This window comes from Achromobacter marplatensis (assembly GCF_049060505.1).
In the GTDB taxonomy this organism is placed as follows: domain Bacteria; phylum Pseudomonadota; class Gammaproteobacteria; order Burkholderiales; family Burkholderiaceae_B; genus Achromobacter; species Achromobacter marplatensis_A.
The window spans coordinates 301,754-314,105 of record NZ_JBMGRB010000004.1; the positions used below are offsets into that span (position 1 = coordinate 301,754).

General features: G+C 65.6%; 9 protein-coding genes. 4 read left to right on the forward strand and 5 right to left on the reverse strand.

Annotated elements, in window-relative coordinates:
* Positions 1-8: 8 nt before the first annotated feature.
* Positions 9-2,453 carry a penicillin-binding protein 1A gene (locus tag ACI0FO_RS12480; protein WP_105555743.1) on the reverse strand — a complete coding sequence of 815 codons (2,445 nt, stop codon included), beginning with the start codon at positions 2,451-2,453 and terminating at the stop codon, positions 9-11.
* Positions 2,454-2,567: 114 nt separating this feature from the next.
* Here ACI0FO_RS12480 and ACI0FO_RS12485 point away from each other — a divergent pair, with 114 nt between their 5' ends.
* Genes ACI0FO_RS12485 through ACI0FO_RS12495 form a run of 3 tightly spaced genes read left to right on the forward strand, consistent with a single transcriptional unit; the run spans position 2,568 to position 5,434 of the window.
* A complete protein-coding gene (locus ACI0FO_RS12485; RefSeq protein ID WP_416027024.1) occupies positions 2,568-3,209 on the forward strand; it encodes a shikimate kinase in 642 nt (213 codons plus the stop codon).
* Positions 3,206-4,282, forward strand: a complete 1,077-nt coding sequence (gene aroB / locus ACI0FO_RS12490) for a 3-dehydroquinate synthase (RefSeq protein WP_416027026.1) — start codon at positions 3,206-3,208, stop codon at positions 4,280-4,282. The genes ACI0FO_RS12485 and aroB overlap by 4 nt, the downstream gene beginning before the upstream one ends.
* Before the next feature lie 24 nt (positions 4,283-4,306).
* Positions 4,307-5,434, forward strand: a complete 1,128-nt coding sequence (locus ACI0FO_RS12495; protein WP_416027028.1) for a deoxyguanosinetriphosphate triphosphohydrolase — start codon at positions 4,307-4,309, stop codon at positions 5,432-5,434.
* 17 nt (positions 5,435-5,451) lie between these two features.
* Here ACI0FO_RS12495 and ACI0FO_RS12500 read toward each other — a convergent pair whose 3' ends face one another.
* Entirely contained in the window at positions 5,452-6,645 is a 1,194-nt protein-coding gene (locus ACI0FO_RS12500; RefSeq protein ID WP_416027030.1) for a M20 aminoacylase family protein, read from the reverse strand.
* Between the two features lie 32 nt (positions 6,646-6,677).
* Positions 6,678-7,682, reverse strand: a complete 1,005-nt coding sequence (locus ACI0FO_RS12505) for a tripartite tricarboxylate transporter substrate binding protein (protein WP_416027408.1) — start codon at positions 7,680-7,682, stop codon at positions 6,678-6,680.
* 113 nt (positions 7,683-7,795) lie between these two features.
* On the opposite strand from ACI0FO_RS12505, the gene ACI0FO_RS12510 reads away from it, so the two are divergent.
* Complete coding sequence (locus ACI0FO_RS12510) at positions 7,796-8,698, forward strand: LysR substrate-binding domain-containing protein (protein ID WP_416027032.1); 903 nt, start codon at positions 7,796-7,798, stop codon at positions 8,696-8,698.
* A 17-nt stretch (positions 8,699-8,715) separates the two neighbouring features.
* Here ACI0FO_RS12510 and ACI0FO_RS12515 read toward each other — a convergent pair whose 3' ends face one another.
* Complete coding sequence (locus ACI0FO_RS12515; protein ID WP_416027034.1) at positions 8,716-9,378, reverse strand: glutathione S-transferase N-terminal domain-containing protein; 663 nt, start codon at positions 9,376-9,378, stop codon at positions 8,716-8,718.
* A 52-nt stretch (positions 9,379-9,430) separates the two neighbouring features.
* Positions 9,431-12,286, reverse strand: coding sequence for an excinuclease ABC subunit UvrA (gene uvrA / locus ACI0FO_RS12520; RefSeq protein WP_416027036.1), 2,856 nt, complete (start codon positions 12,284-12,286; stop codon positions 9,431-9,433).
* Positions 12,287-12,352: the final 66 nt, after the last annotated feature.

Genomic DNA, 12,352 nt, shown 5'->3' on the forward strand with positions numbered 1-12,352 from the left:
CCATTTTTTTAGAACGGGATCTTCTGCGACCAGGGCGCGGTGTTTTGCGTCCCGACGCCTGGCGCAACCTTGATCTTCGTGTCTTCGTTGCTGCTGCCCAGGCCGTGCAGGAACTCTCCCAGCGTGTCGGCTTCCGCCAGCCCCAGGCGGGCCACGGCCTGCCCAGGCGGGAATTCCGAGAAGTAGAACTCGCCGTTTTCGACGATGATGCCGTCCGGCCGGGCGCGCGGCTTTTCTTCCGGCACACCCTTCAGCACGTCCTGCATGTAGTCGACCCAGATCGGCATGGCGACGCCGCCGCCGGTCTCGCGTGAACCCAGCGACTTGGGCTGGTCAAAGCCCAGCCAAGACGTCGCCACCAGGTTCGGTGTGTAGCCCGAGAACCAGGCGTCCACGGATTCGTTGGTGGTGCCCGTCTTGCCGGCGATGTCGTTGCGCTTGAGCAGGGCCCGGGCGCGTGCCGCGGTGCCGTAGGTGGCCACGCCACGCAGGATGTCGTCCATGATCCAGGCGGTGCGCGGATCGATGGCGCGTGCGGCCGCGTCGCCAGCCACGACCGGCTTGGATTGCATGATGACCTTGCCGTTGCTGTCGGTGACGCGGTCGATCAGGTAGGGCGTGACGCGGTAGCCGCCATTGGCGAATACCGAGAACGCGCCAGCCAGCTGCAGGGGCGTGACCGAGCCCGCGCCCAGCGCCAGCGGCAGCACGGCCGGTTGACGGGCCTTGTCGAACCCGAAGCGGGTCAGGTAGTCCTGCGCATACTGCGGGCCGATGGCTTGCAGGATGCGGATCGACACCATGTTCTTGGACTTGTACAGGCCCTGGCGCAGGGTCAGCATGGGCTCGTACTGGTTGCCGTAGTTCTTGGGGTTCCAGGCCTTGGACCCCGTCTGGGCGGCGGTCAGTTCGAACGGCTGGTCGGAAATCTGCGTGGCCGGCGTCAGGCCGCGCTCCAGCGAGGCCGCGTAGATGAAGGGCTTGATGTTCGAGCCCGGCTGGCGCCATGCCTGCGTCACGCGGTTGAAGTTGCCGCGATAGAAGTCGAAGCCGCCCACCATGGCGCGGATGGCGCCGTCCTGCGGGGCCAGCGCCACGAACGCCGCCTGCACCGACGGCAGATTGATGATTTCCCAGTTGTCGCCGAACTTGCGGATGTACACGACGGAACCGCGCTTGATGCGCTGTTCGGGCTTGGCCTTGTCGTTTAACGCGCGGGCCACGACGCCCAGCACCTTCTTGTCGGTGACGGTGATGATTTCGCGCGAGCTGCGTGCCAGCTTCACCTCGGTCGGGCTGGCCGACAGCACCAGCGCGGTCAGCAGGTCGCCGCTGTCGCTGAACTTGTCGAACACGCCGTCCAGGAATTCGTCCAGCGCGGCCGGATTGTTCTCGGTGCCCGGGGGCAGGTCCAACTGCTCTTCGGGGCCGGGGTAGGGCGCGCGGCGCGTGTATTCCAGCACGCCTTCGCGCACGGCGCGGTAAGCCGCTTCCTGGTCCTTCGACTGCACGGTGGTGTAGATGTTGATACCGCGCGAATAGACGTTGTCCTGGTACACGTTGTACAGCAACTGGCGGGCCAGTTCGGCCACGTACTCGCCGTGGATGGAATAGCCGCCTGCCGGCGTGCCTTCCGCCGATTTCATGACGATCGGCTGCGCCATCGCCTGCTTGTATTCGGGCTCGGTCAGGTAGCCCAGCGATTGCATGCGGCCCAGCACGTAGCGCTGGCGCAATTCGGCGCGGGGGCGGTTCGAGATCGGATTGAAGCGCGACGGGGCTTTCGGGATGCCGGCCAGCATGGCGGCTTCAGCCGGGGTCACTTCCGACAACGGCTTGCCGAAGTAGGCGCGCGACGCCGCGGCGAAACCGTAGGCGCGGTGGCCCAGGTAGATCTGGTTCATGTAGAGCTCAAGGATCTGGTCCTTGGTAAGCTCGGATTCGATCTTGAACGTCAGCAGCAGCTCATAGAACTTGCGCGAATAGGTCTTTTCCGACGACAGGTAGAAGTTACGCGCCACCTGCATCGTGATCGTGCTGGCACCCTGCGTCTTCGACATGTTGATCAGGTTGGTCAGGCCGGCACGCGCCACGCCCATCCAGTCGATCCCGCCGTGCTGGTAGAAGCGGTCGTCTTCGGCCGCCAGCACCGCGGACTTCATGACGTCCGGAATTTCGTTGAAGCGCAGCACGTTGCGGCGTTCTTCGCCAAATTCGCCGATCAGGACGCGGTCCGCCGTATAGACGCGCAGCGGCACCCGCGGGCGATAGTCCGTCATCGCGTTCAGGTCCGGCAGGTTTGGCCAGGCCAGCGCCAACGCCATCCCCGCCAGCAGTACGCCGCACAGGAACAGGCCGGCACAGAAGATGCCGGCCTTCACGAAGAATCGCAGTATCGGGGAGCCGCTCTTGGCGGGCTTGTCTTTCTTGGAGGAATTCTGGGGCTTGCTCATCGCGGCGATTTTACGGGACTCTCCGGGCCCGGCTTAGCGCGGGGGATCGGTTTCTGTAACAAGATAGTTCAATGTGGTGCGCGGGCAACTGGCGGCAGATGTGATAATGCCGTCATGAACTTTTCCGCCAACTCATGTCCGGAGGCTGATCCGGACCCAGCGCCCTCCGACGAGGGGCCTGAAAATCTGCCTTGCGCCGTCGAGTGCACAGGCAAGACCGTGTCGTTGCCGCACGACCTGCCCGTCTTCCTGGTCGGAATGATGGGGGCGGGCAAAACGACCATCGGCCGGAGCCTGGCGCGTGCGTTGGGACGCGAGTTTATGGATCTGGATCATGAGCTCGAGGCGCGTTGCGGCGTGCGGGTGCCGGTAATCTTTGAAATCGAGGGCGAAACCGGTTTTCGTCGCCGTGAATCCGCCGCCTTGGAAGAGTGTACCCAACGGCGCAACATTATTCTTGCCACCGGAGGCGGCGCGATCCTGGCGGAGGAAAACCGCCAGCGCCTGCACGAACGTGGCATCGTCGTCTACCTGCGGGCCAGCGTGGACGAATTGTTCCGCCGGACCTGCCGCGACCGCAACCGCCCCTTGCTGGCCACCGCCGACCCGCGCGGCACCCTGCGGGACCTCATGACCCTGCGAGAGCCCCTCTACAAGGAAGTCGCCGATCTGGTGGTGGAAACCGGCTCGACGCCCATCCACACCCTGGTCAAGGCGCTGCTGCCGCAATTACAAGCCTTTGAGAAGCGTATATGAACGTTGTTGACGTCGACACCCCGGGCGGAAGCTATCCGATCCATATCGGCCCCGGCCGCATCGATGCCCTGGACCAATGCATCCCCGCCGACGCCACCGCGATCGCGGTCGTGACCAACCCCACCGTGGCGGCGCTGTACGGCGAACGCGCCGAGGCGGCGTTGGCCCGCACCGGCAAGCGGGTGCTGCGTATCGAACTGCCCGACGGCGAGGTCTACAAGGACTGGCAGTCGCTGAACCTGATATTCGATGCCCTGCTGACCCATCGCCTGGACCGCCGCTGCGTGCTGGTGGCGCTGGGCGGCGGCGTGATCGGCGACATGACGGGGTTCGCGGCGGCGGTGTACATGCGCGGCGTGCGCTTCCTGCAAGTGCCCACGACGCTGCTGGCCCAGGTGGATTCGTCGGTGGGCGGCAAGACCGCCGTCAACCATCCGCTGGGCAAGAACATGATTGGCGCGTTCTACCAGCCGGTGGCGGTGGAAATCGATACCGATGTGTTGAACACCTTGCCGGCGCGCGAAGTGTCCGCCGGCCTGGCTGAAGTGATCAAGTACGGCCTGATCCTGGACCCGGCTTTCTGGACCTGGTGCGAAGACAACGTCCGGCAGCTGCGCGCCCTGGACCCGCAGGCCGTCGCCTACGCCATCCGCCGTTCCTGCGAACTGAAGGCGCAGGTGGTGGGCAAGGACGAACGCGAGTCCGGCCTGCGCGCCATCCTGAACCTGGGCCATACCTTTGGCCACGCGATCGAATCCGGCCTGGGCTATGGCGCCTGGCTGCATGGCGAGGCGGTCGGTTGCGGCATGGTGCAGGCGGCGGAACTGTCGGTGGACGTGGCCGGCTTCGACCGCGCCGACGTCGACCGCGTGCGCGCGTTGGTGGCGGCCATCGGCTGCCCCGTGGTGGCGCCCGACCTGGGCGCCGACCGCTGGCTGGACCTGATGCAGGTAGACAAGAAGACCGAGGGCGGCTCGATCCGCTACGTGCTCATGCCGCGCATCGGCGAAGCCTTCATGCAGGCTGCCCCGGACGACGCGGTGCGCGCCGTCCTGGCCCGCACCACCCAATAACCGCGACCGGAGACGGTGTTGCAGATGAAAGAACTGGCTTCCTACGCATCCGACCCGTCTCAATCGCGCGGCCGGAAATTTGCCGAGCCATCCCCTGAAAATCGGACGGAATTCCAGCGCGATCGCGACCGCATCGTGCATTCGAGCGCCTTTCGGCGCCTGGAATACAAGACGCAGGTCTTCGTGAACCACGAAGGCGACCTGTTCCGAACCCGCCTGACCCACAGCCTGGAAGTGGCGCAGATTGCCCGCACGCTGGCCCGCAGCCTGGGGTTGTCCGAAGACCTGACCGAGGCCATCTCGCTGGCGCACGATCTTGGCCACACCCCGTTCGGCCACGCCGGCCAGGACGAACTGAACGCGTGCATGCGGGAACTGGCGCCCGAGGCGGGCGGCTTCGAGCACAATCTGCAAAGCCTGCGCGTGGTCGACGAGCTTGAAGAACGCTATGCGGATTTCAATGGCTTGAACCTCTGCTTTGAAACGCGGGAAGGCATCCTGAAGCACTGCTCGGCCGCGCATGCGCGCCAGCTGGGCGATGTGGGCGAACGCTTCCTGAACCGCACCCAGCCATCGCTGGAAGCGCAACTGGCCAACCTGGCGGACGAGGTGGCCTACAACAACCACGACATCGACGACGGCCTGCGCTCCGGGCTGATCACGCTGGAACAGCTGCAAGAGGTTTCAATTTTCGAACGCCACCACGCTTACGTGCTGGACCGCTATCCGGGCCTGGCCTCGCGCCGCGCGGTGGCCGAGACCATCCGCCGCATGATCAACACGCTGATCGTGGACCTGACGCAAACGTCGCTGGCGCGCATCCGCGACGCCGCGCCGGCCAGCGTCGACGATGTGCGCCACGCGCCGCCGCTAGCGGGTTTTTCGGACGACATCCGCCGCGAGGCCGATGCGCTGAAGAAGTTCCTGTTCGACAACCTGTACCGGCACTATCGAGTGTTGCGCATGACCACCAAGGCGCGCCGCATCGTGCGCGAACTGTTCGCGGCCTTCCTGGAAGACCCGCGCCTGCTGCCGCCGGACTACCGTCGCCCGGCCTTCAATGACCAGGCCCGCGCCATCTCCGACTACATCGCCGGCATGACCGACCGCTACGCCATCCGCGAACACAAACGCTTGTTCCAGATGGCGTAGGCCGGCCAGGGCACGCGTCAGCGCGTCAGATAGCGCTGCGTCAGCAAGACCCAGTACGCCGCGCCCACGGGCAGGCTGTGGTCGTTGAAATCGTAGCCGGGGTTGTGGACCATGCAGGCGCCATGCCCGCTATTGAAGCCGTCCGCCGAGCCGTCGCCGTTGCCCACCAGCAGGTAAGAACCGGGCACGTCCTCCAGCATGAAGGCAAAGTCTTCGCTGCCGGTCAGCGGCCGCGTCTGCGGATCCACGTTGTCGGCGCCGACGAGCTCTATCGCCACCTGCCGCGCGAAATCGGTTTCGGCCGGGGTGTTCACCAGCACCGGATAGCCGCGGCCATAGTCGATCGTTGCCTGCACCTGGTAGCTGGCAGCCTGATTGTGGACAAGCTCGGTGATGCGCGCCTGCAGCGTATCGCGTACGTCGCGGTCCAGCGCACGCACGCTGAGCTTCAGCGTGGCGGTCTGCGGGATGACGTTGTTGGCGCGGCCGGCATTGAACGCGCCGACGGTGATCACCGCCATGTGCAAGGGATCGATATTGCGGGCGACGATGCTCTGCAATCCCATCACGATCGCCGCGCCGGCGACGACGGGATCGGCGGCGCGATGCGGCACCGCGCCGTGTCCGCCCACGCCCTCCAGCACGATGGTGACGTTATCGGACGAGGCCATGGTGGGGCCATCGCGCAGCAGCAGGCGGCCTTGCGGGTGGCCAGGCATGTTGTGCATGGCGAAGATGGCGTCGCAGGGATACTTCGCGAAGAGCCCGTCTTCCATCATGCGCTTGGCGCCGCCCAGGCCTTCTTCCGCAGGCTGGAAGATCAGGTTCAGCGTGCCGTCGAAGTCGCCGTGCCGGGCCAGGTGGTGGGCCGCCGCCAGCAGCATCGCGGTGTGGCCGTCGTGGCCACACGCATGCATGACGCCATCGTTGCCGCTGGCGTGTGGCAGGCCGGTGGCCTCTTGGATGGGCAACGCGTCCATATCGGCGCGCAGCCCCAGGCGCTTGCCGCCGTTGCCGCGGCGCAATTGCCCCACGACGCCTGTGCCGCCCAAGCCGCGTTCCACGTCATAGCCCCATTGCGTCAGGCATTGCGCCACCAGGTCGCTGGTGCGAAATTCCTGGAAGCCCAGCTCGGGATGGCGATGGATGTCCCGCCGGATGGCGATGAACGCGTCGGCTTGGGCGGTAAGGGTCTGCAGAATCGGATGCATGGCGGGTGGTTCCTTGTTGTTAAGTGCCGCGGTCAGGGTTTATCGGCCAATTCCACGCGGTGCGAGATCTCGCGGAAGCGGCTCGTCTCGGCGCGGTACATCGCTTGCGCTGCGTCCGCGTCCATCGGTTCCGACACCTTGATGTTCTGGAATTCCAGCCCGCGCTTCACGGCGGGGTCCTGCATGGCGTTGTTAAGCGCCGCGTGCAGGCGCAGGACGACGTCTTCGGGGGTGTCGCGCTTTACGAAATAGCCAGTCCATGTGGTGAAGTTAAAGCCCTTCAACTGTTGCCCTTCATTGACGGACGGCACCGCGGTCAGGGAGGGGAGTTGGCTGCGTTGCGGGTCCAGCGTGGCCAGCAGCTTGACGCGGCCCTGTTCAGCCAAGGCCATCTGCTGCTGCGACAGCGGCAGGATGGCCAGATCGACCTGACCGCCGCCGATATCCTGCATCAGCGGCGCGCCGCCTTTGTAGGGCACATGGACCATGGTGGCGCCAAGCGTGCGGGCCAGGTGTTCGCCCAGCACGTGGTAAAGCGAACCGACGCCCACGCTGCCGAAGGTAAGCGGCTGCGACGCCGAGCGCGATCGCGCCAGCGCGGCCAGGTCGTCGGCGCTGTTGGCCGGCAGGTCGCGGCGCGCCACGATCACCAGCGGCGCCATGCCGATCATCTGCACCAGCCGGAAGTCCTCGCTCTTGAGTTTGACCGCGGGGTTGGCGATAGGAGACAGGATCAGCTCGTTGGGTGACCCCTGGAACAGGTAGTAGCCGTCGGACTTGGCCGCCAGGACTTTCTGCGCGCCCAGCGCGCCGCTGACACCGCCCAGGTTCTCGACCAGCACGGGTTGGCCCAGCGTTTTCGATACCGGGGGCGCCACCAGGCGGGCAATGGCATCGGACGTGCCGCCGGCCGGGTAGGGCACCATCATCATGACGGGCCGGCTGGGATAGTCCGCCGCCTGGGCTCCCTGGGCCAGCAATAACACCGCGCCCAACGCCAAGACACGCGCCGCCGGGCGCAGGTAAACGGAAAGCATGCTCACGAGTTTCCCCTTGTGATGTGATTGTGATTCGCATGCTAGGGACTGGCCTCGCTAGTTGTCTAACGAATTGTTATTCTGGAAGCTAGAAAAAAAACTCATAGCAAGGCATGAACCTCAAGCAGCTCGAACACCTGTTGGCCGTGGCCGAAGCGGGCTCATTCAGCCGCGCGGCCGAACGCCTGCATCTGACGCAATCGGCGCTGAGCCGCAGCGTGCGCCTGCTAGAGGAAGACCTGGGCGCGTTGCTGCTTGACCGTATGGGAAAGCGCACCGAATTGACTCCGTTCGGTTTGACCGTGGCCGGCCGGGCGCGCCGAATCCTGTTCGAATCGGCGGAATTGCGCCGTAGCGCGGAACTCTTGACCCACGGGGACCAAGGGACCATCAGCATCGGCCTGGGCTCGGGGCCTGGCGCGATGCTGATGACGCCATTGCTGACGCATGTTGCGCAGCGCCATCCCCAATTGCACCTGGAGCTTATGCGCGGGCCGCTAGAGGCGCATTTGGCGCTGCTGCGAGAACGGCGCCTGGATGCGCTGGTGGTTGATACCCGAGGCATCGCGCCTGCCGCGGATCTGCGTATCGAACCGGTCTCGCAGATGCGTGCCGGCTTCATCTGCCGCCGCGCGCATCCGTTGGCCCGCCGCGCGCGGCCGCCGCGCTTCGCCGAGATCGCGGCCTATCCCCTGGCGTCGACCTTCCTTGCCGCCGACACCGAGCGGATCCTGATCGAACACTTCGGCATCGAGCCGGACCCGCGCGTGTCGGTGCGCCTGCGCTGCGACGAGATCGGCAGCCTGCTTGAGGCGGTGCGCGTCTCCGACGCGGTGTTTCTGGGGATCGTGGGCGCGGCCCGCGCCGGTATCGCGGCCGGCGAGCTGATCGAATTGCCCAGCGATCCACCCCTGCGCAGCCACGCGCTGTTCGCGCTGGTGACGCTGACCGGCCGGACCGAAGCGCCCGCGATGGCGCTGCTGCGCGCGTTCATGGCGCAGCGGCTGCACGATTGACCGGGTGGGATAACGCGTTAGCGATGCTTGCGGTAGGGCTCGTCTTCGGGAACGAACGTGGCTTCCGCGCGCGCATCGCGCATCCATTCCTGCATGGCGGGCAGCGCCAACACCGCGTCCATGTAGTCGCGCACGGAGCCGGCGGCCGCGACGCCGTAAGTGGTGAAGCGCGACACGACCGGCGCGAAGAAGGCGTCCGCGATCGAAAAGGCCCCGAACAGGAACGGGCCGCCCTGGCCGAATTCCGCCCGCGTGTCATGCCAGATGGATTGCAGGCGCGAGATGTCCTGCCTGGCGGCTTCGGGCAGGTCGATGCCGGGCAGATGGGCTTCGACGTTCATCGGCATGGCTTGGCGCATCGCCGAAAACCCGCTGTGCATCTGCGCCGCCAGCGACCGTGCACGGGCGCGCGCCTTCGCCTCTTCAGGCCATAGCTGCGCGTCGGGGTGCTGTTCGGCTACGTACTCGCAGATGGCCAGCGAATCCCAGACGGCGAAATCTCCGTCCAGCAGCACGGGCACCAGGCCGGCGGGCGATACCGCGCCCACCTGGCGCGAGAACGCTTCCGTGAAGAACCCCAGCTTTTGCTCGGTGAAGGCAACCCCCGTGGCCCGCAGCGCGATCCACGGGCGCAAAGACCACGAAGAGTAATTCTTGTTGCCGATGATCAAGGTGTACATGCCGTATTTCCTTACGCAGTGGGGCCGGGGTTGTTCGCTTCAATGGGCGGGGTCATCGTCCTGCATTGCGGCGCAGCAGCTTGCCCAGGTACTGCCCGGTGTGGCTGGCTTCTGCCGCCGCCACGTCTTCGGGCGTGCCTTGCGCCACCACATAGCCGCCGCCGTCGCCGCCTTCCGGACCCATGTCGATCACCCAGTCCGCCGTCTTGATGACGTCCAGGTTGTGTTCGATGATGAGTACGGTATTGCCGCTATCGACCAGTTGGTTCAGCACTTGCAACAGCAGCTCGATATCGCGGAAATGCAGGCCCGTCGTGGGCTCGTCCAGGATGTACAGCGTGCGCCCGGTGCTGCGGCGCGACAGCTCCAGGGACAGCTTCACGCGCTGCGCTTCGCCGCCCGACAGCGTGGTCGCGCTTTGGCCCAGACGAATATAAGACAGACCAACGTCGATCAACGTGTGCAGCTTGCGGGAAATCGCCGGCACGGAGTCGAAATACTCCAGCGCCTGCTCGACCGTCAGGTCCAGCACTTCGCTGATATTGCGGCCGCGGTACCGGATCTCGAGCGTTTCGCGGTTGTAGCGCTTGCCGTGGCAGACGTCGCAAGGCACGTACATGTCGGGCAGAAAGTGCATTTCGACTTTGACCACGCCGTCGCCCTGGCAGGCCTCGCAGCGGCCGCCCTTGACGTTGAAGCTGAATCGGCCCGGATCGTACCCGCGCGTGCGCGCTTCCGGCACGCCGGCGAACAGTTCGCGGATGGGCGTGAACAGGCCCGTGTAGGTGGCAGGATTGCTGCGCGGCGTGCGCCCGATGGGGCTTTGGTCCACGCTGATGATCTTGTCGAAGTTCTCCAGCCCCTGCATGGACACGTAGGGGGCGGGCTCGCTTTGCGCATGGTGCAGCTGGCGCGATACCGCGACCGCCAGCGTGTCATTCACAAGCGTGGACTTGCCGGATCCCGACACGCCCGTCACGCAGACCAGCCGCCCGGCCGGGATGCGCAGCTCCACGTCTTTCAGGTTGTTGCCGCTGGCGCCGGTCAGGGTCAGCCAGGGCAGTTCGTCGTTGACCGGGCGGCGCGGCGGGATCGCGATCTCGCGCGCGCCGCTCAGGTACTGGCCCGTCAGCGAATTCGGGTCGCGCTGCACGGTGTCGGGATCGCCTTGCGACACCACTTCGCCGCCGTGCTCGCCCGCGCCGGGTCCCATGTCCACGACCCAGTCGGCCATGCGTATCATGTCTTCGTCATGCTCGACGACGATGACGCTGTTGCCCAAGTCGCGCAAGTGCTGCAGGGTGCCGATCAGGCGGTCGTTGTCGCGCTGGTGCAGGCCGATGGAGGGCTCGTCCAGCACGTACATCACGCCGGTCAGCCCCGATCCAATCTGGCTGGCCAGCCGGATGCGCTGCGCTTCGCCGCCCGAGATCGTGTCGGCGCTGCGGTCCAGCGACAGGTAGTTCAGGCCGACGTTGTTCAGGAAACTAAGCCGCGCTTCGATTTCACGCACGATGCGCTGCGCGATCTCTTGCTTGGAGCCGGTCAGGTTCAGGTCGCGGAACCAGGCCAGGCACGCGGACAGCGGCATGGCTTCGACTTCATAGATGGCCTGGCCATGGCGTTCGCCGCCGCGCGGATCGTGGCCGATCAGCACATTGCGTGCTTCGGGGCGCAACCGCGAGCCGGCGCAGTCCGGGCAGGTCTTGATATTGCGGTACTTGCCCAACTCTTCGCGCACGGTGGCCGAATCCGTTTCGCGCCAACGGCGCTCCAGGTTCGGGATCACGCCTTCGAACGTGTGCCGCTTGACGGTGCTGCGGCCTTTCTCGTTCAGGTACAGGAACGAGATTTCTTCTTCGCCGGAGCCGTACAGCACCTTGTCGCGAAGCGCTTCGGGCAGCTCTTCGAAAGGGGCTTCGATGTCGAATTCGTAGTGCGCCGCCAGGCTGGTCAGCAGTGAATGCGTGAAGGCATTGCGGCGGTCCCAGCCGCGGATCGCGCCGGCGGCCAGGCTGAGTTCCGGGAAGGCGACGACGCGTTTGGGGTCGAAGAAGCCCACCTGGCCGATACCGTCGCAACTGGGGCAGGCGCCCATCGGGTTGTTGAAGCTGAACAGCCGCGGTTCCAGCTCCGGCAGGCTGTGGCTGCACACCGGGCAGGCGTAGCGGCTGGAGAAGACCTGTTCGCGCTCGCTGTCCATGTCCAGCGCCAGCGCGCGGCCGTCGGCCAGCTGCAAGGCGGTTTCGAAGCTCTCCGCCAGGCGTTGTTTGCTTTCGGGCTTGATGCGCAGCCGGTCGATGACGACGTCGATATCGTGCTTCTCGGTTTTCTTCAACGGCGCCATGCCGTCGATCTCAACCAGTTGCCCGTCGATGCGCAGCCGCACGTAGCCTTGTGCTTGCAGGCTGGCGCATTCGTCCTCGAAGCTGCCTTTCTTGCCGCGTGCGATGGGCGCCAGCACGGCCAGGCGCGTCTCGGGCGTCCAGCCCAGCACCGCGTCGACCATCTGGCTGACGCTTTGTGCTTGCAGGGGCAGGCCGTGGTCGGGGCAGTAGGGCGTGCCCACGCGTGCGTACAGCAGGCGCAGGTAGTCGTGGATCTCGGTGATGGTGCCGACCGTGGAGCGCGGATTGTGCCCCGCGGCCTTCTGTTCGATCGAGATGGCCGGCGACAGGCCCTCGATCAGGTCCACGTCCGGCTTGTCCATCAGCTGGAGAAATTGGCGGGCATACGCGGACAGGCTTTCCACGTAACGTCGCTGGCCCTCCGCATACAGCGTATCGAACGCCAGGGACGACTTGCCCGAACCGGACAGGCCGGTTACGACCACCAGTTTGTGGCGCGGCAGGTCCAGCGAGACGTTCTTAAGATTGTGGGTGCGTGCACCCCGGATGCGTATTGTCACGTCGGTCGGGCGTCCATAGGCTCTTTTAAGCGGTTTCAAAGGCCAACTTGGTACTATAGCGCGCCG

Bases quoted from the DNA above. Each gene is read 5' to 3' on its own strand.
- ACI0FO_RS12480 (WP_105555743.1), bottom strand. From the start codon at position 2,453: ATGAGCAAGCCCCAGAATTCCTCCAAGAAAGACAAGCCCGCCAAGAGC.
- ACI0FO_RS12485 (WP_416027024.1), top strand. From the start codon at position 2,568: ATGAACTTTTCCGCCAACTCATGTCCGGAGGCTGATCCGGACCCAGCG.
- aroB (WP_416027026.1), top strand. From the start codon at position 3,206: ATGAACGTTGTTGACGTCGACACCCCGGGCGGAAGCTATCCGATCCAT.
- ACI0FO_RS12495 (WP_416027028.1), top strand. From the start codon at position 4,307: ATGAAAGAACTGGCTTCCTACGCATCCGACCCGTCTCAATCGCGCGGC.
- ACI0FO_RS12500 (WP_416027030.1), bottom strand. From the start codon at position 6,645: ATGCATCCGATTCTGCAGACCCTTACCGCCCAAGCCGACGCGTTCATC.
- ACI0FO_RS12505 (WP_416027408.1), bottom strand. From the start codon at position 7,682: ATGCTTTCCGTTTACCTGCGCCCGGCGGCGCGTGTCTTGGCGTTGGGC.
- ACI0FO_RS12510 (WP_416027032.1), top strand. From the start codon at position 7,796: ATGAACCTCAAGCAGCTCGAACACCTGTTGGCCGTGGCCGAAGCGGGC.
- ACI0FO_RS12515 (WP_416027034.1), bottom strand. From the start codon at position 9,378: ATGTACACCTTGATCATCGGCAACAAGAATTACTCTTCGTGGTCTTTG.